Source organism: Streptomyces sp. ITFR-21 (assembly GCF_031844685.1).
Classification (GTDB): Bacteria; Actinomycetota; Actinomycetes; order Streptomycetales; family Streptomycetaceae; genus Actinacidiphila.
Genome location: NZ_CP134605.1, coordinates 5,653,009 through 5,675,033, shown reverse-complemented (window position 1 = coordinate 5,675,033; position 22,025 = coordinate 5,653,009). Strand labels below are relative to the sequence as shown.

Sequence of the window (22,025 nt, the reverse complement as noted above, 5' to 3'; positions counted from 1 at the left end):
CGGGGCGCGGACCCCGCCGACTCCCCGAGCGACGGCACCGGCCCGCCATCCCGCACACCCCGAGACACCGACGGCGATCCGGCCTCAGGCAACGGCACAGGCCGCGGTACGGAGCCGGAAGGCGCCGCGGACGCGGGTGCCTCTGCCGGGGGCGCCTCCGGCACACCGTCGGGCGCCGGTTCGGGTTCCAGGTCTCCGCGGGCGGGCGCGACCGGATCGACCGGCGCCGCCCCCTCCCCCTCCGGCTCGGGCGGCGGTACGTCATCGGGCGCCCTCACCGCCGCGGACTCGGCCCACTGTGCCGCGCGAGGGTCGGGCGGTGACGCGGGTCCGGGCCCCGACGGCACCGGGAAGCCCCGATCAGCACCGGGCGGCGCCGCTGGGTGCGGCGTCGGCTCGGGTTCGTACACGGGCTCGGGTTCGTACACGGGCTCGGGCCCCGGCGCGGACGCGGGCCCGGGTTCAGCCGCGGGTTCCGATGCGGGGCCGGACGGGGGCTCAGGCGCGGGCTCCGCGCCCGGCGAGGAGACAGGCTCAGCCACAGGCGGCGGCGCGGGCGCGAACTCAGGCCCGGGTCCGGCCGCGGACTCGGCCTCGGGTCGCGGCGAGGACACGGACCCAGCCACAGGCGGGAGCCCCGGCGCGGGGCCGGACGGGGGCTCAGGCGCGGGCTCGGGCCCGGGTTCGGCCGCCGGCTCAGCCACGGACTCGGCCTCGGACCCCGGCAAGGACACGGATCCAGGCACGGGTTCCGGCAAGGACGCGGGCCCGGACGGGAGCCCCGGCGCGGGGTCGGGTCCCGGCGCGGGCTCGGACCGCGGCGCCGGGTCGGACCGCGCTGGTGTCGGGGAATCGGGCACGGGGTCGGCCGCCGTCGCGGGCTGCGCGGGTGACGGCCGGGCCGCCGGCAGGGGTGCGGGCGCGGTCGGCGGGCCCCAGTGTTCGGCGGCGGGCGGGGCGGTGGGGGCAACCGGCGCCGTGGGCGCCGGGTTCGGCCCCGCCGCGGGGGCGGTGTTCGGCCGGGCGGGTGAGCGGGGCGCGACCCACGCGTCCCACGGCTGGGCCGGCGGCGGCTCGCTCGTCCGCCGGGCGGGAGCGTCTCCGCCGCCGTACGTCGGCTCGGCCGACCACGCGTCCCAGGGCCGTAGCTCCTCCTCGGCGCCCTCGGCGGACTGCCGCGCGGCCCCGCGGGACAGCGGTCCGGGCCGCTCGGTGTCGCCTTCCACCTCCGCTTCCACCTCCGCGTCCGCCTCCGCCTCGCCGTCGGTGAAGGTGGGAGGAGCGGACCAGGGGTCCCAAGGGGAGGGCTCCGGGCTTTCGCGGGCACCGGCTCCGGCCCCGGGTTCCGCAGGCGGCGGGGCCTGCGGCGGTACGGACGCCGGGGGCGCGCCGAAAGTCGGCGGGGCGCTCCACGCGTCCCACGGCTCGAAGCCCTCGGCGGACGGCTCCGCGGTCACCGCGGCGTCCGGCTGCCGCTCCTCGGGGACCGGTTCGCCACGGTCCGGCGCGGACGGCTCCTGCGCCACCGGAGGCGCGGCGGGATGCGGCGCCGCGGGCGGGACGATCGGGGCGGGTGGCGCGTCGCGGGTCGGGCGGGGCCAGGAAGGCGGCGGCGGGGGCGGGGTGGGGCGCCGCAGGCGGAGCGCCTCCGGGCGCGGCGGCGGGGGCGGCGTCATCGCGTCGAGCGCCGAGTCGAAGTGCGCGTCGACCGACGCGCCGCCGGGCCCGGCGGCGCGCGGCCTACCGCCCGCCGCGGTCCCCTCGTCGTACAACTGCCGCCACCAGTCGTCTTCTTGGGTACCGTGCTCGTCGCCCTGCTGGCTCATGCCCTTATTGTCCACCGCCCGGCCCGACGGGAAACGCGAAACGCCGCCGGGCCGGCCCTGCCCCCACGGTCAGGGCCGTTTCCACCGGTCCGCACGCCCTCCCCGGACCTGCCGGCCCCGCGTGCGGCGCGGATCACAGTGGCAGAGGCCGCCCCGGGAGGGAGAGGATGGCCGCGGCGGAAAACCGCCGTGGCTCATTCCCGCCATGTCCGCCTCCCCGGCGCACGACCGGGGCCGAGCGCCGCCCCGCCGCACCCCGCCACGTCCGACCGCTCACCGGACGGCGGCACAGCAGCACCGCACCGCACCGCCACGAGGACGCGCGGCACGCACCGTAGAACAACTTGCAGAGCACCGCAGAGCACCGCACCACATGACGACGGACACGACGAACGACAACGAACGACAACGCACTACGACGAGGGGGGCTTCGTTGCTCGGCGCCATCGGCCTGGACGACGTCCAAAAATCCGCCTACCGGGTCCTGGTGGGCCTCGGCGCCGCCGAAGTGGGCGACCTGTCGCACCGCTTGGGCCTGCCGGAGGACGACACCGGCCGGGTGCTGCGCCGGCTCGAGGACCACGGCCTGGTCGCGCGGTCCTCCGCCCGGCCGGGCCGCTGGGTCGCCGCGCCGCCGGGGGCCGCGCTGTCCGCGCTGCTCACCCGGCAGCGGCACGGACTGGAGCAGGCGGCGCTGGCCGCCGAGTTCCGCGCGGAGGCCACCGAACCGGCCGTGCACGACCTGATCGAGGTGGTGACCGGCGCCGGCGCGGTCGCCCAGCGGTTCCTGCGGCTTTGGTTCGGCGCGCAGCGCGAGGTGTGCGCCCTGGTCACCGACCGCCCGGTGGCCGTGACCGCGGCGGAGAACGAGGCGGAGGAGGACGGCGCCGGGCGCGGGGTCGCGTACCGCGTCGTCGTCGAGCGGGACGTGGTCACCGCCGCCGGCGGTCTCACCGAGTTGGCCGCCGCGCTCGGCCGCAACGAGCAGGTACGGGTGGTGGACCGGGTGCCGACCAAACTGGTGGTCGCCGACCGCTCGACGGCGCTGGTACCGCTGACCCGCAGGCTCGCCGAGCCCGCCGCGCTGGTGGTGCACGCCAGCGGACTGCTGGAGTCGCTGATGGGGCTGTTCGAGCAGGTCTGGCGGCAGGCGATGCCGCTGCGGCTCGAAGGCGTCGGCCGGCTCGTCGAGGAGGCCCCGGGGCAGCCGGACGGAACGGATCTGCAGATCCTCTCGCTGCTGCTCGCCGGCCTGACCGACGCCTCCGTCGCCAAGCAGCTCGACCTGGGCCTGCGGACCGTCCAGCGCCGGGTGAGACGGCTGATGGAGATCGCCGGGGTGACCACCCGGCTGCAACTGGGCTGGCAGGCGTACGAGCGCGGCTGGGTCTCCCGCGTGCGGGCGTAGCGGCCGCAGGACGTAGGGACGAAGAGGCGCCGCGCCGCCGGGGTCGGTGTCCCGGCCGCCGGCCTGGGGGCCGACGTCCCGCGCCCGAGCGGGCGTGGCGGACGTAGGACGTGAGGGGCGCCGGGCCGCCGGGCCCCGTCTCCCGGCCGGGGCCCGAACGGCCGGCGTCCCGCGCCGGCCGGGACGCCGCCGACTCCCCCGGTCCGGGGCCGCCGGCTCCCGGTCGCCCGTTCAGCCGCAGGCCCCCGCCGGTCGCCCCGATCCCGCGCTGACCTGGTCCGATGCCCCCACAGACTCCTCATGCCCACCCCGGGCGGGCGTCCCCGGCGGTCTTCGGGCAGGGTTGCCCTCATGGGGACCGCACAGGTGTGCCTGATCGGCGCGGTGATGCTGCTCGGGCTGGCCGGCGTGCCGGCCCCGGGCGTACCGGGGACGCTGCTGTGCTGGGCGGCCGTGGTGTGGTGGGCCACGTCGGAGCACACCAGCCTGACCTGGGGCGTACTCGCCGGGGCGACCGCTCTGCTGGCGGTGGCCCAGGTGGTCCTGTGGCTGCTGCCGCCGCGCCGGATCCGCGACTCGGGGGTGGCCCTCGGGACGGTGTTCGCCGCGAGCGGGGTGGCGGCCGCCGGGTTCTGCGTCCTGCCGGTGGTGGGCGCGGTGCTCGGCTTCACCGGGACGGTCTACGCGATCGAGCGCCACCGGCTGGGCGGCCACCGTACGGCCTGGTCGGCCACCCGCCGGGTGATGCGCACGGTGGGCGGCTCGGTCCTGGTGGAGCTGCTGGCCTGCCTGCTGGTGGCGGGCGCCTGGCTGGGCGCGGCGGTGGCCGGCTGAGGGCAGGGGCGCCCCGAGCCTCCCCGGCACGCCCCCGGCGCCCGAGCCCGCCACCCGAACCCGCCGCCGGAGCCCACCGCCCGAACCCAGCACCGGAACCCGCCGCCCGAACCCGCCACGGGACCCCGCCGGCGGCGCTCCCACCGCGGCCCACCGGCGGTACCCGCTCCGGCGCCCGCGGCCGGGCTTCACCACTGGGAGCAACCCGGAGAGCGCTCTCACACACCAGCCGGTGACCGGATACGCTGTGCACACCGCTATTCACTCGAAAGTTTTTGTTATCCGCGCGCCGAGGAGCCCTCCGTGTCCGACCCGTCCTTCGCGCCCCGCCCCACGCTGGAGGAGGTGGCGGCGCGGGCCGGCGTCTCACGGGCGACGGCCTCGCGTGTGGTCAACGGCAGCGACGGCGTACGGGCGCCGCTGGCCGAACGGGTCCGGCAGGCGGTCGACGAGCTGGGCTACGTACCCAACCAGGCCGCCCGCACCCTGGTCACCCGGCGCAACGACGCCATCGCGGTGGTGGTGGCCGAGCCGGAGACCCGGTTCTTCACCGACCCGTTCTTCGCCCAGCAGGTACGCGGCATCAGCCGTGAACTCACCGCACACGACAACCAGTTGGTGCTGCTGCTGACCGAGGGCGCGGCGGACTACGGGCGGGTGGGCCGCTATCTGGCGGGCGGCCACGTGGACGGCGCGCTGATCTTCTCGCTGCACTCCGACGACTCGCTGCCGGAGATGGCACGCAAGGCGGGGGTGCCGACGGTGATAGGCGGTCGCCCGAGCTGGTCGGACGGCGACACGCTGTACGTCGACTGCGACAACCGGGGCGGCGCCCATCAGGCGGTCCGCCATCTGCTCGGCCTCGGGCGGCGCCGGATCGGCCATATCGCGGGACCGCTGGACCAGACCGCCTCGGAGGACCGGCTGGACGGCTTCCGCGACGCGCTGCCGGACATCGGCCCGGGGCTGATCGTCGAGGGCGACTTCACCCCGGAGGGCGGCGCCCGCGCGATGGCCGAGCTGCTGGACCGCCACCCGGACCTGGACGCGGTCTTCGCGGCGTCCGACGTGATGGCGTCGGGCGCGCTGCGGGTGCTGCGCAACCGGGGGCTGCGGGTGCCGGAGGACGTGGCGGTGGTCGGCTTCGACGACATCACGTCGGTCGCCGAGTGGACCGACCCGCCGCTGACGACGGTCCGGCAGAACATCGAGGAGATGGGCCGGATGATGGCCCGTCTGCTGCTGCGCAGGGTGGCGCCGCCGAGCGCCGCGAACGGCTCGGACGGGGTACCGGCGCTGTCGTCGATCGTGACCCCGACCCAGCTGGTGATACGGGCTTCGGCGTGAGGGCCGGCTGAGCTGGCGGCCGGGCGGCGCCGGGCGCGCCGGATGCCTCTGGGCGCTGCCGGGGCCTTGGGGCCGGCGGTGACGGCGCCGGGCGTCGGGGGCGGGCCGCCGGGTCCGCGCTGCCGCCCCTTGCGGCACCCGCCGAACCGCGGACCCCGTGAGTCCCGTGAGTCCCGTGAACTCCGCTCGTCGAACCGTGGGTTGGAAACGCCGAGCAACGGGAATGTCACGTTCGGGCAGCGAACGTGAAAGTGCGGTGAAGACCGCGCGTGAGGCGAGGAGGGTTCGGCATGGCCTACAGCGTGATTCTCGGGATCGTGATCGTCGCACTCGTGGTCGCCGGTGTCATCGGGTCGTTCTGGAGCGCGGGCAGTCCGATCGCCGTCCGGCGCCGGCACGGCCGCGGCGGCGGGGCCCGATGAGCGCCCGCCCGGTGGGCGGCACCCGCTGACGCGGCGGCCGCCGGGGGGGCAGGCGACCGCCGCCGTAGGGCCTGGCGGCCCGCGGTCGGCTCAGCGGGTGCGGCGGTGTCCGCAGCCCCCGCCGCGCTTGCGCTCGTACATCTCCCGGTCGGCCGCGGAGCGTTGCTTCCACTCGCGGCGCAGTTCCGAGCGCAGCCGCTGGTCGGTGCGCGAGACGAGCCAGGCGTTCTCCCGCAGCAGCCTGCGGTAGCTCTCCAGCCGGCGGTGCGTCAGATGCCGTCCTTCAGCGCGGCGAGCACCGCGCACCCGGGTTCCGACTGGTGCGAGCAGTCGTGGAAGCGGCAGTCCCCGGCCAGTCACCCGGTCTCGGCGACGACCCGGCCCAGCCCGGACTCGGCGTCCCACAGCCCGACCCCGCGCAGCCCCGGTGTGTCGGTCAGCACCCCGCCGCCGGGCATCGGCAGCAGGTCCCGGGTGGTCGTGGTGTGCCGCCCTTTGCCGTCGGCGTCCCTGACCGCCCGGACCTCCTGCGCGTCCCACCCCAGCAGCGCGTTGGCCAGCGTGGACTTGCCGGCTCCCGAAGCGCCCCGGGCAGGGAACGCGCGAGGGACGCCGGTCGGCGGCCTGGGGTCAAGGACGCGGCGCGGGACTTTCCGACGAATCTCATCTTGACCACTCCCGGTCGGTACGAAGTCGGACATACCGAGCACCGCGCGACGTTCAGGGGTCCGGCGCCGAGTCGCCGCCGGACCCCCGCCCCGAAGGACCGCAGCCGGCCGGGACCGCAGCCGTGGTCGGCCGCCGGCCGGGTGCGGGACGTGCCGCCGTCCGCGCGTCTCGGACGGCGTCCGGCCCTGCCGCGTTGGCGGCGGTCGCGGCCGGAGCGGTACGCGACATGACCATCGCTCCCCGTGTCGGCGGCGTCAATACGCCGACGGCGTCCGATCTCCCCGCGGGTCCGCGGCGGAGGGGGCCGGGGCCGCGGGGGCCGGGGCGGACCGGGCCGACGGTCCGGCGGCGGTGGAGCCGCGCACGACGAGTTCGGGCATGAAGACGAACTCGCTGTGGGGTGTGGGGGTGCCGCCGATCTCCTCCAGCAGCGCGTCCACCGCGGTCTGGCTCATGGCCGCGACCGGCTGCCGGATGGTGGTCAGCGGCGGGTCGGTGAACGCGATCAGCGCCGAGTCGTCGAATCCGACCACCGAGACGTCCGCGGGCACCGACAGGCCCCGTGTCCTGGCGGCGCGGATCGCGCCGAGAGCCATCATGTCGGAGGCGCAGACGACGGCGGTGCAGCCGGCGGCGAGCAGCGCGCCCGCGGCGGCCTGGCCGCCTTCCAGACTGAACAGCGAGTGCTGGACCAGGCGCCGGGACTCCTCCTCGGACTGGCCGAGCAGGTCGCGGGTGGCGGCGACGAAGCCCTCGATCTTGCGCTGTACGGGGACGAACCGCCGCTGGCCGACGGCGAGTCCGATCCTGCGGTGGCCGAGCGCGGTGAGGTGGGTGACGGCGAGGCGGACGGCGCCGCGGTCGTCGGGCGAGACGAAGGGCGCGTCGATCTTCGGCGAGAAGCCGTTGATGAGGACGAACGGGACGCCCTGGCCGCGCAGGCGGGCGTAGCGCTCGGTGTCGGCGGTGGAGTCGGCGTGGAGTCCCGAGGTGAACACGATGCCGGCCACACCGCGTTCGACGAGCATTTCGACGAGTTCGTCCTCGGTGGAGCCGCCGGGGGTCTGGGTGGCCAGGACGAGGGTGTACCCGCGGCGGGTGAGGGCCTGGCCGATGAGCTGGGCGAAGGCGGGGAAGATCGGGTTCTCCAGCTCGGGGATGATCAGCCCGATCAGGCCCGCGCTGCGCTGCCGCAGCCGCACCGGACGCTCGTAGCCGAGCAGGTCGAGGGCGGCCAGTACGGACTGGCGGGTGCCCGCGGCGACGCCGGACTTGCCGTTGAGCACCCGGCTGACCGTCGCCTCGCTGACCCCCGCCTGGGCTGCGATGTCGGCGAGCCGTGCGGTCACACCCGCGATGCTAGGGGACGGGACGCCGGCACGTCAGACCGCCCACCAGATCGCCGTGTCCGGCGCGATCACGACGCGGGGACCGGGAGCGGCGCCCGGGACGTCCGGCACGCTGCCCGAAGCCGGTCCTGAGACGCCCGGTACGGTCGCTCGGACGGCGGCGGGGCGGCCGGCGGTCTGCGCCGTGACGGCCCTGGCGGGCGCGCCGCTGCTCAGCAGTTCCCGCCCCGGCGCCGGGAGCACCACCGGGGACGCGGTGAGGTTGACCGTGCAGACGAAGCCGCGCCCGTCTCCCACGCCGCGCCCTTCCTGCCCGGTGCGGGCGTCCTGGCGGGTGCGGGCGTCCTGGCGGGTGCGGGCGTCCGGCCCGCCGCGGTACGGCCGCCCGGCCCCGCTCCCGCGCGCTTCCCGCGCCGCTTCCCCGTCGTACGCCCCGCGGGCGTCCCTCCCGTCCTCGGGGTCGTGGCCGTCGCGGCGGAAGGCGAGCACTCCGTCCGGGGCGTCGATCCAGGTCACCGCGGTGCCCGCGCCCAGCGCCGGGTGCTCGTGGCGCAGCGCGATGGCCGCCCGGTACAGCTCCAGCGTGGACTCCGGGTCCCCGGTCTGCGCCTCGACGCTCAGCTCCGCCCAGCCGGCCGGCTGCGGCAGCCAGCTCGGCCCGCCGGGCTCCGGCCCGAAACCGTAGGGCGGCTCCGCTCCCGCCCACGGGATCGGCACCCGGCACCCGTCGCGGAAGCCCTCCTGCCCCGCGGCACGGAAGAACGACGGGTCCTGCCGCACCTCGTCCGGCAGGTCCGTCACGTCCGGCAGCCCGAGCTCCTCCCCCTGGTACACGTACGCCGACCCCGGCAGCGCCAGCATCAGCAGCGTCGCCGCCCGCGCCCGCCGCAGCCCGAGGACGCGGTCGCCCGCCTCGCGCGACTGGGTGCCGCCGGGCGGGTTCCCGAAGCGGGTCGCGTGCCGGGTCACGTCGTGGTTCGACAGCACCCAGGTGGCCGGCGCGCCCACCGCGCCCATCGCCAGCAGCGACCTGTCGATCACGGCACGCAGCGCCTCCGCGTCCCACGCGGTGGTCAGGTACTCGAAGTTGAACGCCTGGTGCAGCTCGTCGGGGCGCAGGTACCGCGCCGCCCGCTCGACCGTGGGCGTCCACGCCTCGGCGACCGCGATCCGCTGCCCGCCGTACTCCTCCAGTACCCGCCGCCACTCGCGGTAGATCCCGTGCACCGCTTCCTGGTCGAAGTACGGCACCCGCGCCGCGCCCAGCAGCGAGACCTGCCCCGTACGGCCCACGTCCGGCAGTCCGGCGGCCTTCACCAGCCCGTGCGCCACGTCCACCCGGAAGCCGTCGACCCCCCGGTCCAGCCAGAACCGCAGTACCGAACGGAACTCGTCGCGGACCGCCGGGTGCTCCCAGTCGAAGTCCGGCTGCTCCGGCGCGAACAGGTGCAGATACCACTCGCCCGGTGTGCCGTCCGGGTCGGCCGTCCGCGTCCAGGCCGGGCCCCCGAACACCGACTCCCAGTCGTTCGGCGGCAGTTCGCCGTCGGCGCCCTTGCCCGGCCGGAAGTGGAAGCGCGCCCGGGCGGGCGATCCCGGTCCCTCGCGCAGCGCCTGCCGGAACCACTCGTGCCGGTCCGAGCAGTGGTTCGGCACCAGGTCCACGATCACCCGCAGGCCCAGTCCGTGCGCCTCCCGTACCAGGGCGTCCGCGTCCGCCAGCTCCCCGAACACCGGGTCGACCGCACGGTAGTCCGCCACGTCGTACCCGCCGTCCGCCTGCGGCGACACGTAGAACGGCGACAGCCAGACCGCGTCCACCCCCAGATCCCGCAGATACGGCAGCCGGCCGGTGACTCCGGGCAGATCGCCCACCCCGTCACCGTCGCCGTCGGCGAAACTGCGCGGATAGACCTGGTAGATGACCGCGTCCCGCCACCAGTCCCGGTCCGTACCGGCGACAGCGGGGAGGACGGCGGCAACGGGGGCCGGCGCGTCACTGAGGTGCTGGCTCATGGATTCCTCCCGGTCCAGGTCCCGCCGCGCGGGCGCCGGCCTCCGCCGGCCTTCCGGCCGCCTTCCGGTGGCGTCCGCCTCGGGCTGACGAGGAAGGTAACAGCGCCGCAACCGCTTGCGAAAGCCCTTGCAAGAAGCTTTTTACAGGATCAGCAGATGGTGCTACTGCCGTAACGCGGCGCATGAACCGGCAAGGGATACGGCCCCATACGGCCGGTTTCGGGAGCCGTCGGGGCGGCCGGACCGCGGGTCCGCCGACGCCGTTCGCCCGGCGGTACGGTCCCGTCCGGTCCGGTCCTTGTCCCGTTCCGCCGCCGGGGGCGTTCGCCGCGTCCGGACCCTTTACCCGGCTGTCAGCGGCGGGTAGCCTACGCGACCGCAAGTGTTTGCAGCGGCTTTCCGCGTACCCGGGCGGCTCAGGGGGTGGTTCGGCCGCCGCGCAGCAGGGAGGCGATGGCGGCGAGGACGGCCAGCCCGGCGCCGAAGCCGAACACGATGACCAGGCCGGAGTGGAAGAGCCCGGAGATCAGGTGCGGGAGGAACTCGCGCCCGGTCAGGTTCCGCCGCTGCGCCGCCGTCAGCGTGGGCAGCACCCCGGTGAGCCGGAGCAGGCTCTCGATCGGGCTGACGCCCGGCTGGGAGGCGAACAGCGTCGAGACCGGGGGCAGCGTCGCCACCTGCCCGGCGACACCGGCGGGCACGCCCTGCTGCTGGAGGCCGCTGGAAAGGGTGTGCGGCAGGCGGCTGGCCAGTCCGGCGATCATCAGGGAGAAGAAGACCGCGATCGACACCGCCGTACCGGAGTTCTGGAAGGTCGCCCGCATCCCCGCGGCGACACCGCGCAGCCGCGCTGGCACGCTGCCCATGATCGAAGAGGTGTTGGGCGAGGCGAACATCCCGTTGGCGATCCCGTTGACCGCGATCAGCAGCGCGAAGACCCAGTAGCTGAAGTCGATCGGCAGGAGCAGCAGGCCGACGAAACTGGCGCCGAACAGCAGCGCGCCGCCGGTGGCCAGGCCCCGGGAGCCGAGCCGGTCCGACAGGTACCCGGAGACCGGCCCGGCGGCGAGGAACCCGGCGGTCAGCGGCAGCATGAAGACGCCCGCCCACAGGGGCGTGTCGCCGTAGTCGTAGCCGTGCAGCGGCAGCCAGATGCCCTGCAGCCAGATGATCAGCACGAGCTGCATCCCGCCGCGGCCGATGGCGATGTCCAGGCCCGCGAGGTTGACGGCGGTGAAGGCGCGCAGCCGGAACAGGCCGAGGGTGATCATCGGCGCGCCGACCCGGTTCTCGATCACGACGAAGGCCGCCAGCAGCAGCAGTCCGCCGGTGATCATCGTGACCACCAGCGGGCTGGTCCAGCCCATGGTGTGCCCGCCGTAGGGCTGGAGGCCGTAGGCGGCGGCGACCAGGACGGCGCTCAGGCCGACGGCGAAGGTGACGTTGCCCCACCAGTCGATCCGGCCGCCGCCGCGCTGCCCGGTCTCGCGCAGCTTGAGGTACGCCCACAGGGTGCCGAAGACGCCGACGGGCACGTTGATCCGGAACACCGCCCGCCAGTCCCGGGTGGCGAGCACCCCGACGGCCACCAGGCCGATGAACATCCCCGCGAGCCCGGCGACCTGGTTGACGCCGAGCGCGAAGCCGCGCTGCTCCTCGGGGAAGGCGCCGGTCAGGATCGCCGCCGAGTTCGCGGTCAGCATGGATCCGCCGACGGCCTGCAGCAGCCGCCAGCCGATCAGTCACATCGCGCCGCGGCCGCCGTCGAACGGATCGAAGGACAGGAGCACGGAGGCGAAGGTGAAGACCGCGAAGCCGGAGTTGTAGATCCGCACCCGGCCGTACATGTCGCCGAGCCGGCCCACGGTGACCACCGGAACGGCCTGGACCAGCCGGTAGCCCATGATCATCCTTAGCATATGCCGACCGCCGACCGCCGCACACCCGAAACGGAATGGCAATTCCTCATGCGCTAACCTGTGAACCATCGGCGGAATGATGATTCCGTTTCTTCGGACGGGCGAGGGAGTCCCATGGCGGCAGAGACCCGGCGCACACACCATCAGGTCACCTTCGCGGTGCTCGCGGCCGGCGTCGCCGCGTACGCGCTGCTCCAGTCACTGGTCACGCCGGTCCTGGCGACCATCGCGGTGGACCTGCACACCGACCAGAACACCGTGACCTGGGTGCTGACCGCCTATCTGCTGTCGGCGTCCATATTCACCCCGATCATGGGCCGGATCGGCGACATGATCGGCAAGGAACGGGTGTTCGTGGCGACACTCACCGCGCTCGCCGTGGGTTCGCTGCTGGCCGCGCTCGCCACCAACGTCCAGGTGATGATCATCGCCCGGGTCATCCAGGGCATCGGCGGCGGCGTGCTGCCGCTGGCCTTCGGCATCATCCGGGACGAGTTCCCGAAGGAGAAGCTGAACGGGGCCGTCGGCGCGATCGCGTCGCTCAGCGCGGTCGGCGCGGGCCTGGGCATCGTGCTGGCCGGCCCGATCGTCAACGCGCTGGACTACCACTGGCTGTTCTGGCTGCCGATGATCCTCACCATCGCCGCCGCCGTCGCCGCGCACTTCTTCGTACCGGAGTCGCCGGTACGGACCGCGGGGAAGATCAGCTGGCTGCCCGCCGTCCTGCTGTCCGCGTGGCTGGTGGCACTGCTGGTCGCGCTCAGCGAGGCGCCGGCATGGGGCTGGGCGTCGGGCAAGGTGATCGGTCTGCTGGTCGCCGCGGCGGTCCTGGCTGTCGCCTGGGTGGAGGTGGAGCGGCGCTCCGCGGCTCCCCTCATCGACATGAACATGATGCGGCGAACCGCGGTGTGGACCAACAACCTGGTCGCGCTGCTGATCGGGGTCGGTATGTACGCGGTCTTCGCGTTCCTGCCGGAGTTCGTGCAGACCCCGAAGTCCACCGGGTACGGCTTCGGCGCCAGCATCACCGAGTCCGGGCTGATCCTGCTGCCGTCTTCGGTCACGATGTTCCTGGTCGGCATGTGGGCGGGCAGTTTCGCCCGGCGGATCGGGGCCAAGGCGGTCGTGGTCATCGGCTGCCTGGTCGGCATCGTGTCGATGGCGGTACTGGCCTTCGCGCACGAGGAGCGGTGGGAGCTGTTCGTGGCGACGGCGGTCATGGGCGTCGGCTTCGGGCTGGCCTTCTCGGCCATGTCGAGCCTGATCGTCAGCGCGGTGCCGCCGGAGCAGACCGGCGTCGCCAGCGGCATGAACGCCAACATCCGCACCATCGGCGGCTCCATCGGCGCCGCCCTGATGGCCAGCATCGTCACCGCGAGCCCGGCGGCCGACGGCCTGCCCAGGGAGGCGGGCTACACGCACGGCTTCACGATGCTGGCGGGCGCGCTGGTGGTGGCCGCGCTGGCGGCGCTGCTGATACCCGCCACCGGCCGCACCCCGCGCGGCGATACGGACGGCGAGCCCGCGCACGCCGAACTGGCGCTGGTGCCCGGCGGGACCGTGGTGGGCGACAAACCGGAGTGAGGCCGGGCGGGCCCGGCCGGACCGGGGTCGGTCCGGGCCCGGACCGGGAAGCGCGGGCACGCCGGCCCTAGCGGGCCGGAAGGTATCCCTCGACGCCGACGGCGGTGATACCGCTGATGTGGCGGGCGCCGCGGCGGTCCTGCGGTAGCACCGGCTGCGGGCCCGCGGCGCCCAGCGGAACGCCGTCGATCCGGGTGGCGGGCAGCACGGGGGCGCCGCCGAAGTCGGGGTCGATCTCGGCCCAGGACAGCAGGGCCCGATGGCCGTCGCGACCAGTGACGGTGACCGGGAAGCGCAGCCGCTCCCGACGGCCGCCCGGCCCGAAGGCGGGGCCCGCCGCGGTGAGCACGTCGTACAGCAGCGGGCCCTGGAAGCGGTGCCGCCGGGTGCCGCTGCCGGAGCACTCGAAGCCGACCTCGGCCGCCCTTTCGGGCCAACCGCGCAGCGCTCCGACGGTGAGCAGGTCCGGCCGGGCGAGATCGCCGAGCAGCACGACCGCCCCGGGTTCAGGTAGCCGCAGATGCTGGGGATCGGCGTCTTCTGCCGCGTACATGCGGCCCGTCACTCCCGTCATACCTCTCATATGCGCCCGATCGGCCCCGTGCGCAAGACCGCGACGGGATCCGCGGCAAGTTGGCCGGTCCCGGTCCGTGTGATCGCACAGGCGAAGGGGAAAGGCTGGATCGTTCGGGCAGTGCAAGGCCCCAGCGGCCATTGGCCTCGCAGATGCGGGATCATCGTCGCGACCAACGAGACAGGCGGATCCGCGCCACCGCGCGCGGCAGAGAGGAAGACTTCCTGTGACCACCCGTTTCGCACGGCGCAGCACCATATACCTGGCAGTCGGCAGCGCCGCCGCCCTGCTGGCGCTCACCGGCTGTTCGTCGGACTCCGACAGCTCCTCCGACGCGTCCTCGGCCACCCCTTCGGCGGCCACCTCCGCACCCACGTCGGCGTCGAGCTCGCCGAAGGTCTCCGGCACGGTCGTGGTCTTCGCCGCGGCCTCGCTGCAGGAGAGCTTCACCACACTGGGCAAGGAGTTCGAGAGCGCGTACCCCGGCACCAAGGTCGAGTTCAACTTCGCCGGCAGTGACTCGCTCGCGGCCAGCATCACCGGCGGCGCCCCCGCCGACGTGTTCGCCGCCGCCAGCCCCAAGACCATGAAGACCGTCACCGCCGCGGGCGACGGGGACGGCACCCCGGCCACCTTCGTCCGCAACCAGCTGGAGATCGCCACCCTGCCGGGCAACCCCAAGCACATCACCACGCTGAAGGACCTCACGCAGCCCGGCCTCAAGGTCGCGCTGTGCGCCAAGACCGTCCCGTGCGGGTCCGCGGCGCAGACCGCCCTGACCGCGAGCAGCCTCAAGCTGACCCCGGTGTCGTACGAGCAGGACGTCAAGGCGGCGCTGACGAAGGTGGAGCTCAAGGAGGTCGACGCGGCCGTGGTCTACAAGACCGACGTCAACACGGCCGGCGGCAAGGTGGACGGGGTGGACTTCCCGGAGTCGGCCAAGGCGATCAACGCCTACCCGATCGTTGAGCTGAAGGGCGCGCCCAATCCGACCGGCGCGCAGGCGTTCATCGCGCTGGTGCAGTCCGCCGAGGGCCACAAGGTGCTGAACGAGGCGGGCTTCCTCAACCCGTGAGCCCCCGTTCGACCGATCCGTCCGCGGGCGGCGCGCCCGGACCCACGGCGGTCCGGACGCGCCGACCGCGTGTGCCCGGGCGGGCGCCGCGGGAACGGGCCCGGGGGCGCCGCCTGCCGGGGGGCGGCCCGCCGCTGCCGCTGCTGGTGCCGGCGCTGGTCGGGCTGGTGTTCCTGCTGCTGCCGCTGCTCGCGCTGCTGATCCGGGCCCCGTGGCGCACCCTGCCGGACCAGCTGGCCAGCGCGTCGGTGTGGCAGGCGCTGCGGCTGTCGCTGGAGACCGCGACGACCGCGACGGCGGTCGCGCTGGTGCTGGGGGTGCCGCTGGCCTGGCTGCTGGCCCGTACCGGCTTCCCGGGCCGGGGTGTCGTACGGGCCCTGGTGACGCTGCCGCTGGTGCTGCCGCCGGTGGTGGGCGGCGTGGCGCTGCTGCTGGCGCTGGGCCGCAACGGCGTGGTCGGCCGCTGGCTCGACTCCTGGTTCGGCGTCACGCTGCCGTTCACCACCGCGGGAGTGGTGGTGGCCGAGGCGTTCGTGGCGATGCCGTTCCTGGTGATCAGCGTGGAGGGCACGCTACGGGCCGCCGACACCCGCTTCGAGGAGGCCGCGGCGACCCTCGGCGCCTCCCGGTTCACCGCGTTCCGCCGGGTCACCCTGCCGATGATCATGCCGGGGGTGGCGGCGGGCGCGATGCTGGCCTGGGCTCGCGCCCTGGGCGAGTTCGGCGCCACGATCACCTTCGCGGGCAGCTTCCCCGGCCGGACCCAGACCATGCCGATCGCGGTGTACCTGGCCCTGCAGAACGACCCGGCGGCGGCCGTCGCCCTCAGCCTGGTACTGCTCGCGGTGTCCGTCGCGGTCCTGACCGGGCTGCGGGAGCGCTGGACGGGGGCGGCGTGAGACCGGGCGGACGGAAGGAGGCGGCGGCACCGCGTGGAGCCGCGGCCGGCGACGGGACCGGCGACGGGTCCGGGCTCGACGCCCGCCTGGTGCTGGACCGGGGGGCGTTCGACCTCGACGTGCGGCTGGCGGTCGCCCCCGGGGAGGTGCTGGCGCTGCTCGGGCCGAACGGCGCGGGCAAGACCACCTCGCTGCGGGCGCTGGCCGGACTGGCGCCGTTGACCGGGGGGCACCTGCGGCTGGACGGCGAGACGCTGGAGGAGCCCGGGGTACGGCGCCGGGTGCCGCCCGAGCGCCGGCCGGTGGGGGTGATCTTCCAGGACTACCTGCTCTTCCCGCACCTGACGGCACTGGAGAACGTGGCGTTCGGGCCGCGCTGCCACGGGATGCCGCGGGCACGGGCGCGGGCACGGGCCGCGGAGCTGCTGGACCGGATGGGGCTGGCCGAGCACGCCGCGGCCAAACCGCGCCGGCTGTCCGGTGGTCAGGCCCAACGGGTGGCGCTGGCCAGGGCGTTGGCCACCGGGCCGCGGCTGCTGCTGCTCGACGAGCCGCTCGCCGCGCTGGACGCCCGCGCCCGGCTGGACGTACGGGCCGAGCTGCGCCGCCACCTGGCCGCGTTCGAGGCGGTGGCGGTACTGGTCACGCACGACCCACTGGACGCGATGGTGCTGGCCGACCGGCTGGTGGTGATCGAGCACGGGCGGGTGGTGCAGGAGGGCGGCCCGGCCGAGATCGCCCGCCGGCCGCGTACGGACTACATCGCCCGGCTGGTGGGCCTCAACCTCTACCGGGGCGAGGCGGCCGGGCACAGCGTCCTGGTCGGCCCCGGGCTGGAGCTGGCCACCGCCGAGGAGCTCACCGGACCGGTGTTCGCGGCCTTCCCGCCGGACGCGGTGACCCTGTCCGGCGCTCGCCCCGCCGGCTCCGGCGCCCGCGGCGCCTGGCCCGCCCGGATCACCGGGCTGGAGTCGCACGGCGACCGGATCAGGGTGGCGCTGGAGGCGGCCGACGGCGGCCTGCCGCTGGCCGCCGACCTGACCACGGTCGCGGTCGCCGAACTCGGCCTGGAGACCGGCGCGCTGGTGTGGGCCGAGGTGCCGGCCGCCCGGGTCCACGCCTATCCGGTCTGAGCGCCCCGCCGGCCGGGCCCGGCGCCCGGCGCCCGGGGGACATCCGCCCCGGGCGCCGGCCGCCGGATTCGGCGCGGTTCGCCGGCGGCTCGCTACGGCCGACTCAACTCGGGAGCGTCCACTGCTGGTTGGCGCCGGTGCCGCAGGTCCAGATCTGCAGCCGGGTGCCGTTGGCGGAGCTGGGACCGGTGGCGTCCAGGCACTTGCCGGAACCGGCGTTGACCAGGGTGCCGCCGCTGCGGGTCCACTTCTGGGCGTTGGTGCCGTTGCAGTCGTAGAGCTGCACCTTGCTGCCGTTGGCGGTGCCGGCGCTGGTCACGTCCATGCACTTGCCCAGCGCCTTCAGGCTGCCGTCGGAGACGACCGTCCAGTTCTGCGCGTTGGTGCCGTTGCAGTCGTAGAGCTGGACCGCGGTGCCGTTGGCGCTGCTGGCCGCCGCGATGTCCACGCACTTGCCGCCGTAGCCGTGGATCGCCCCGGTGGGCTCGGCCGGCGGCGGGGTGACCGGTCCCGACTGACCGGCCGCCCAGCGGATCTCCTGGATCAGCAGCTGGTTCTGCTGGACGCTGGCGAAGGTCGACGACAGGGCCGTGTTGGTGGAGTAGTTCATGTCGTTGTGGCCGAAGTTGTTATATACCATCCGGTAGTTCCGGTTGGTCCACACGATCGGGTAGTAACCGCTGTACCAGGTCTGGTTGGGGTCGGTGCCGATCGGGAAGGTCGACTGGTCCATCGACGCCAGGATGTCGATGTCGGGGTTCTGCCGCAGGTCGTTCTGCCAGCTGTACCACTCACTGACCGAGGACTGGATGGTGGCCGGCAGCCCCGCGGTCGCCGGGTGCGCCGGGTCCTCGATTTTCAGCGTCTCGGCGGTCGGCCCCCAGCTGTTGGACTGGAACAGTCCGGTGCCGAGGAAGGTCTGGTGGTACCAGGACCAGCCGTTGGACGACGAGTCGTTGTACGCCGCGACGTGGAAGCCGATCCAGCCGCCGCCGTTGTTCATGTACGTCTGGAACGCGCTCTGCTGGGCCGCCGTCCCGGGGTAGTTGTCGAGGAAGAGCACCACCTGGTACTGGGCCAGGTTGGCGGCGTTGAGCTGGCTCCAGTCGTTGGTGGAGGTGTACGAGAAGCCGTACTGCGCCGCGTGCTGCGGGAACCAGGAGTTCGCCTCGTGCACGAAGCTGATGTGCGCGGCGTCGTAGGTGCCGTCGTAGAAGGCGATCACCTTGAAGGGGGTGGCGGCCCGCGCGTGGTGGGCCGGGGCCGCCTGGAGGCCGAGGACCACCGCGATCAGGGCGAGCAGCCGGATCAGGGTACGGGGCCGGGGAACTGCCGTACGGGGTGCGGTCATGGGGAGGAGGTCCCTTCCTCGTGCGCGACGGTGGGGGGTGCGTGCGCCTGCACGGAGGATTCAAAGGTCTAGACGATGTTCATGTCAATGACCTATGGTCCATACCATCTCAGAGGAACGACCCCCCTCCGTCCCGCGGTTCCAGGAGTCCCCCCCATGCGTACCCTCCTCCGCAGAACGCCCTCTTCGAGTCCTGGCGGCAAACGGTTCCGGCGGGCCCCGGTGCTGGTCGCCGTGGCGGCGGCCGTCGGCACCGTGCTCGCCTACCTGCCCGCCGCCGGTACCGCGAGCGCGGCCGGCCCGGCCGCCGTGCGGCCCGCCGCGGCCCCGGCCGTGGCCGCCGCGCCGGCTGCCTTCACCCACCCCGGCGTGCTGGTCAGCCTGCCCCAGCTCCAGTTCATCCGCGGCCAGGTGCAGGCCGACGCCGAGCCGTGGAGGAGCGCCTACAACCAGATGATCGGCAGCTCGTACGCCTCGCTGTCGCGCACCCCCAAGCCGCGCGCCAACGTCGAGTGCGGCCCGTACTCCGATCCCAACAACGGCTGTACGGACGAGCGCCAGGACGCGATCGCCGCGTACACCGACGCGCTCGCCTGGTACATCACCGGTAACAGCGCCTACGCGCAGAAGTCGATCCAGCTGATGAACGCCTGGGCGACGACGATCACCACCCACACCAACAGCAACGCCCCGCTGCAGACCGGCTGGGCCGGGTCGGTGTGGCCGCGCGCCGCCGAGATCATCCGCTACACCTACACCGGCTGGGCGGCGGCGGACATCACCCGGTTCTCCACCATGCTGCGCACCGTGTACCTGCCCGAGGTGATCAACGGCTCGAACAGCAACGGCAACTGGGAGCTGACGATGATGGAGGCCGCGGTCGGCATCTCCGTCTTCCTCAACGACCCGGCCGACTACGACCGGGCCATCACCCGCTACCTGAACCGGACCGCGGCGTACGTCTACCTGTCCTCGGACGGCGCGCTGCCCAAGACGGTGCCGGGCAGCGGGCTGACCACCTCGGCGCAGATCATCTCCTACTGGCAGGGGCAGTCCACCTTCGTGGACGGGCTCACCCAGGAGACCTGCCGGGACTTCGTGCACACCGGGTACGGCATCGCGTCGATCTCCGACGTGGCCGAGACCGCGGCAATCCAGGGCCAGGACCTCTACCCGCAGGTCGGCGCGCGGCTCCAGCAGGCGCTGGGCTTCCAGTCGAAGTACGAGCTGGGCACCGCGGTGCCGTCCTGGCTGTGCGGCGGCTCGGTCAACAAGGGCCTCGGCCCGGTCACCGAGGTCGGCTTCAACGCGCTGCACAACCGGATGGGCATCGCGATGACCAACACCCAGACGCTCACCGAGTCGCGGCGCCCGGCCGGCACCAACGACCTGTTCGTGGCCTGGGAGACGCTGACCAACGCGAACGACCCCGATGTGGTCCCGGGCGGTTCGACCACTCCGCCGCCCACCTCGCCGCCGCCGGCCGCCGGTCCGACCGGACCGGTCCACTCCGGCTACGCGGGCAAGTGCGTGGACGTCGCGGCGGCGAGCACCGCCAACGGCACGGCGGTGCAGCTCTACGACTGCAACGGCACCACCGCCCAGAACTGGACGGTCGAGCCGGACGGTTCGCTCCAGGCGCTGGGCAAGTGCATGGACGTCACCGCGGCCGGCACCGCCAACGGCAGCACCGTCCAGCTCTACGACTGCAACGGCACCGGCTCGCAGAAGTGGCAGCAGTCCGGCAGCACCCTGGTCAACCCGCAGTCCGGCAAGTGCCTGGACGCCACCGGCCCCAGCTCCGCCAACGGCACCCGGCTGCAGATCTGGACCTGCGCCGGCGCCGCCAACCAGCAGTGGACACTGCCGGCTTGAGCTGAGCCTGAGTGGTTGGCCGGAGCCCTTGCGGCGGGTTCCGGCCGGCACCGGGACGAAGCCACCGGGACGTCACCGGGACACCGCCCGGACATCGCCGGAGAGAGCACCGCAACGCCGCACCAGAGACGGGCTGTCCCGCGGGACGGCCGGCAGACCGCGTCGCCGCGGAGCGGGGAGCGCCTTCGCGGCGACGCGACCACCCGGGTGTGAGTGACATCCGGGGGCGGCACGGGCGGGTGTCCGTTTCCCTCACGGTGACGGGCGCCCGCCCTGTCATGCCGGAGGCCGCGCGGCGGCACGCGCCGCACCCGCGCCCGCGCCCGCGCGGCGACCGGACCGGCCCCGCCGGCGGGGACGTCACGTGTAGTGGTCGCCGTCCGACCAGGGGATCCGCGGGGGCAGGGGCGGCGGGGCGGGCGGCGGCGGGGGGAACCGGGCGGGCCCGGACGGTGGCGGTGGCTGCTGCTGCTGCTGCTGCGGGGAGGAGACCTGCGGCTGCGCCGGTGGCTGGGACTGCGGCTGCGCCGGTGGCTGGGACTGCGGCTGCGGCTGGGACTGCGGCTGCGGCTGCGGCTGGGACGGGATCGGGTAGGCGACGGGGCCCGGGGCCGGGCGGCGCGGGCGCAGGCGGGCACGGATGTCGGTCGGGGGGAGGAAGCCGGCCCACCGCTCGGGGTACTCCGACGGCGGGTCCTCGGCGAAGGGGTCGTCGTCCTCGCCGCCCTCCAGCGCGGCCAGGTCCGCGGCGGCGCGGGCCACCACCTCCGCCGCCGCGGCCTCGCGCAGCCGCGCGTTCTCCTCACGGGCCGCCGCGGTGGCCAGCGACGGCCACACCCGGTCGACCGCCGCGTTGACCGCCGCGCCCACCAGGACCGCGAAGGCCGACACCCCGATCCACAGCAGCACCGCGACCGGCGCGGCCAGTGACCCGTAGATGGTCGGACCCTCGACCGTGTGGGTCAGGTAGATCCGCAGCACGAAGCTGCCGACCGCCCACATCAGCAGCGCGACGAGCGCGCCCGGCACGTCCTCGTACCAGGCCGACCGCACCGGCACCGACACGTGGTAGAGCGTGGTGAGGAAGGCGACCGAGGCCAGCAGCACGGTCGGCCAGTACAGCACGTGCACCACGCCCGCCCCGCCCGGCAGCCAGTTGGTGACCGCGTCGGGGCCGGCCACCACCAGCGGCAGCACCGCCGCGCCCAGCACCAGCGCGACCACGTACAGCACCAGCGACATCAGCCGGGTCCTGACGATGCCGCGGCGGCCCTCCAGTCCGTACATGATGGTGATGGTGTCGACGAAGACGTTCACCGCCCGGGACCCGGACCACAGGGCGATCAGGAAGCCCAGGGACACCAGGTCCGGGCGGCGGCCGTGGAAGACGTCGTCGACCAGCGGCTTCACCAGGTCGTTGACACCCTTGTCGGACAGCACCGTGGAGGACGCGGTGAGGATGTTCTGCCGGATGTGGTCGATGGTGTCCAGGCCGATGACCGTGTCCACGTAGCCCAGCGCGCCGACCAGTCCGAGCAGCAGCGGCGGCAGGGACAGCAGGACGAAGAAGGCGGCCTCGGCGGCGAGTCCGGTGACCCGGTACTCCATGCAGGAGTCGACGGTGTCCTTGAGCAGCAGCCAGGCCACCGTGCGCGCGGAGACGTTCCGGTACAGGGCGCGGACCCTGCGCCACCGGTTCGGCCGCCGGTGACTTCTTTCCTCTGCTGCTCGCACCCCCTTACGT

Annotated in this window: 16 protein-coding genes and 2 pseudogenes; 10 read left to right on the top strand and 8 right to left on the bottom strand. The window is 74.3% G+C overall.

Features of this window, described 5'->3' with window-relative positions; translation table 11 throughout:
• Positions 1–2,259 precede the first annotated feature (2,259 nt).
• From RLT57_RS25370 to RLT57_RS25355, 4 genes are all read left to right on the top strand, one after another.
• Complete coding sequence (locus RLT57_RS25370) at positions 2,260–3,234, top strand: helix-turn-helix domain-containing protein (RefSeq protein ID WP_311300863.1); 975 nt, start codon at positions 2,260–2,262, stop codon at positions 3,232–3,234.
• Between the two features lie 351 nt (positions 3,235–3,585).
• Positions 3,586–4,068 (top strand): DUF456 domain-containing protein, encoded by a 483-nt coding sequence (locus tag RLT57_RS25365; RefSeq protein ID WP_311299565.1) that lies wholly within the window; start codon positions 3,586–3,588, stop codon positions 4,066–4,068.
• Positions 4,069–4,371: 303 nt separating this feature from the next.
• Complete coding sequence (locus tag RLT57_RS25360; RefSeq protein ID WP_311299564.1) at positions 4,372–5,415, top strand: LacI family DNA-binding transcriptional regulator; 1,044 nt, start codon at positions 4,372–4,374, stop codon at positions 5,413–5,415.
• 290 nt (positions 5,416–5,705) lie between these two features.
• The gene (locus RLT57_RS25355) at positions 5,706–5,837 is read left to right on the top strand and encodes a hypothetical protein (RefSeq protein WP_311299563.1); all 132 of its coding nucleotides are present in this window, start codon (positions 5,706–5,708) and stop codon (positions 5,835–5,837) included.
• A gap of 90 nt (positions 5,838–5,927) precedes the next feature.
• Here RLT57_RS25355 and rsgA read toward each other — a convergent pair.
• From rsgA to RLT57_RS25330, 5 genes and pseudogenes are all read right to left on the bottom strand, one after another.
• Positions 5,928–6,424 (bottom strand): annotated as a pseudogene (gene rsgA / locus RLT57_RS25350) (ribosome small subunit-dependent GTPase A); the annotation flags it as partial.
• A 336-nt stretch (positions 6,425–6,760) separates the two neighbouring features.
• A complete protein-coding gene (locus RLT57_RS25345) occupies positions 6,761–7,855 on the bottom strand; it encodes a LacI family DNA-binding transcriptional regulator (protein ID WP_311299562.1) in 1,095 nt (364 codons plus the stop codon).
• A 33-nt stretch (positions 7,856–7,888) separates the two neighbouring features.
• A complete protein-coding gene (locus tag RLT57_RS25340; protein WP_399129368.1) occupies positions 7,889–9,871 on the bottom strand; it encodes a glycoside hydrolase family 13 protein in 1,983 nt (660 codons plus the stop codon).
• Between the two features lie 416 nt (positions 9,872–10,287).
• On the bottom strand, positions 10,288–11,574 hold the full coding sequence (locus tag RLT57_RS25335) for an MFS transporter (RefSeq protein WP_399129366.1): 1,287 nt from the start codon (positions 11,572–11,574) through the stop codon (positions 10,288–10,290).
• 39 nt (positions 11,575–11,613) lie between these two features.
• Positions 11,614–11,775: a hypothetical protein gene (locus RLT57_RS25330; RefSeq protein ID WP_311299561.1), complete on the bottom strand. Its 162-nt coding sequence runs from the start codon at positions 11,773–11,775 to the stop codon at positions 11,614–11,616.
• Positions 11,776–11,904: 129 nt separating this feature from the next.
• Between RLT57_RS25330 and RLT57_RS25325 the strand changes: the two genes are divergently transcribed.
• On the top strand, positions 11,905–13,374 hold the full coding sequence (locus RLT57_RS25325) for an MFS transporter (protein WP_311299560.1): 1,470 nt from the start codon (positions 11,905–11,907) through the stop codon (positions 13,372–13,374).
• 67 nt (positions 13,375–13,441) lie between these two features.
• On the opposite strand, the gene RLT57_RS25320 is transcribed toward RLT57_RS25325, so the two are convergent.
• Complete coding sequence (locus RLT57_RS25320) at positions 13,442–13,927, bottom strand: hypothetical protein (protein WP_311299559.1); 486 nt, start codon at positions 13,925–13,927, stop codon at positions 13,442–13,444.
• A gap of 247 nt (positions 13,928–14,174) precedes the next feature.
• On the opposite strand from RLT57_RS25320, the gene modA reads away from it, so the two are divergent.
• From modA to RLT57_RS25305, 3 genes are all read left to right on the top strand, one after another.
• The gene (modA, locus tag RLT57_RS25315) at positions 14,175–15,023 is read left to right on the top strand and encodes a molybdate ABC transporter substrate-binding protein (RefSeq protein WP_311299558.1); all 849 of its coding nucleotides are present in this window, start codon (positions 14,175–14,177) and stop codon (positions 15,021–15,023) included.
• A 71-nt stretch (positions 15,024–15,094) separates the two neighbouring features.
• Positions 15,095–15,922: a molybdate ABC transporter permease subunit gene (modB, locus tag RLT57_RS25310; RefSeq protein WP_311299557.1), complete on the top strand. Its 828-nt coding sequence runs from the start codon at positions 15,095–15,097 to the stop codon at positions 15,920–15,922.
• Positions 15,919–17,055 (top strand): ABC transporter ATP-binding protein, encoded by a 1,137-nt coding sequence (locus RLT57_RS25305; RefSeq protein ID WP_399129363.1) that lies wholly within the window; start codon positions 15,919–15,921, stop codon positions 17,053–17,055. The genes modB and RLT57_RS25305 overlap by 4 nt, the downstream gene beginning before the upstream one ends.
• Positions 17,056–17,158: 103 nt before the next feature.
• Here the strand turns inward: RLT57_RS25305 and RLT57_RS25300 are convergent, their stop codons facing one another.
• Complete coding sequence (locus tag RLT57_RS25300; protein ID WP_311299556.1) at positions 17,159–18,406, bottom strand: ThuA domain-containing protein; 1,248 nt, start codon at positions 18,404–18,406, stop codon at positions 17,159–17,161.
• Positions 18,407–18,562: 156 nt separating this feature from the next.
• Between RLT57_RS25300 and RLT57_RS25295 the strand changes: the two are divergent.
• Positions 18,563–19,837 (top strand): annotated as a pseudogene (locus tag RLT57_RS25295) (alginate lyase family protein); the annotation flags it as partial.
• Between the two features lie 3 nt (positions 19,838–19,840).
• The gene (locus RLT57_RS25290) at positions 19,841–20,281 is read left to right on the top strand and encodes a ricin-type beta-trefoil lectin domain protein (RefSeq protein WP_311300860.1); all 441 of its coding nucleotides are present in this window, start codon (positions 19,841–19,843) and stop codon (positions 20,279–20,281) included.
• A gap of 360 nt (positions 20,282–20,641) precedes the next feature.
• Here the strand turns inward: RLT57_RS25290 and RLT57_RS25285 are convergent, their stop codons facing one another.
• Positions 20,642–22,015 (bottom strand): YihY/virulence factor BrkB family protein, encoded by a 1,374-nt coding sequence (locus tag RLT57_RS25285; RefSeq protein WP_311299555.1) that lies wholly within the window; start codon positions 22,013–22,015, stop codon positions 20,642–20,644.
• Positions 22,016–22,025 lie beyond the last annotated feature (10 nt).

What these genes read in the sequence shown, in the direction of transcription:
- RLT57_RS25335 (WP_399129366.1), bottom strand. Translation starts at nt 11,574, where the DNA reads ATGCTGACCGCGAACTCGGCGGCGATCCTGACCGGCGCCTTCCCCGAG.
- RLT57_RS25340 (WP_399129368.1), bottom strand. Translation starts at nt 9,871, where the DNA reads ATGAGCCAGCACCTCAGTGACGCGCCGGCCCCCGTTGCCGCCGTCCTC.
- RLT57_RS25365 (WP_311299565.1), top strand. Translation starts at nt 3,586, where the DNA reads ATGGGGACCGCACAGGTGTGCCTGATCGGCGCGGTGATGCTGCTCGGG.
- RLT57_RS25355 (WP_311299563.1), top strand. Translation starts at nt 5,706, where the DNA reads ATGGCCTACAGCGTGATTCTCGGGATCGTGATCGTCGCACTCGTGGTC.
- RLT57_RS25325 (WP_311299560.1), top strand. Translation starts at nt 11,905, where the DNA reads ATGGCGGCAGAGACCCGGCGCACACACCATCAGGTCACCTTCGCGGTG.
- RLT57_RS25300 (WP_311299556.1), bottom strand. Translation starts at nt 18,406, where the DNA reads ATGACCGCACCCCGTACGGCAGTTCCCCGGCCCCGTACCCTGATCCGG.
- RLT57_RS25330 (WP_311299561.1), bottom strand. Translation starts at nt 11,775, where the DNA reads ATGGGCTACCGGCTGGTCCAGGCCGTTCCGGTGGTCACCGTGGGCCGG.
- RLT57_RS25320 (WP_311299559.1), bottom strand. Translation starts at nt 13,927, where the DNA reads ATGTACGCGGCAGAAGACGCCGATCCCCAGCATCTGCGGCTACCTGAA.